Source organism: Streptomyces sp. 4F14 (assembly GCF_048159485.1).
Taxonomy (GTDB): Bacteria; Actinomycetota; Actinomycetes; order Streptomycetales; family Streptomycetaceae; genus Streptomyces.
Genome location: NZ_JBLRVY010000204.1, coordinates 1 through 391, shown reverse-complemented (window position 1 = coordinate 391; position 391 = coordinate 1). Strand labels below are relative to the sequence as shown.

Annotated in this window: 1 protein-coding gene; it reads right to left on the bottom strand. The window is 73.4% G+C overall.

Annotated elements, in window-relative coordinates; genetic code table 11:
- Positions 1–36 precede the first annotated feature (36 nt).
- The coding region (locus ACLZOT_RS50330) for a Zn-ribbon domain-containing OB-fold protein (protein ID WP_416976035.1) at positions 37–391 on the bottom strand (355 nt) is incomplete at its 5' end.

The following is a 391-nucleotide window of genomic DNA, read 5'->3' as shown; positions in this document are numbered from 1 at the left end:
GCCCTTCGTCGCCGAGGAGTCGGACCAGCGGCTCGATCACCTCGCGTCCAGCGTGTCGGTGCTGTCCGACACGGGCCGGAACACCGGCACCCCGTCCCGGAAGCCGACCTCCAGCTCCATCCCGGCCGACAGCCGCGCCGCGTCCCCGCACTCCACCACCTCGGTCATCATCCGCGGCCCCTCGGCGAGATCGACGACGGCCGCGACGTACGGCGTCCGTTCCCCGAAGGGCGGCAGGTCGTTGCGGTGGACGACGGACCAGGTGTACAGGGTGGCCCGGCCGCTCGCGGTCTCCCAGTCGACGTCCTCGCTCCAGCAGTGGGGGCAGAACTCACGGGGGTAGTGGTGAGCGCGCCCGCAGGCGCGGCAGCGCCGGACCAGCAGCCGTCGC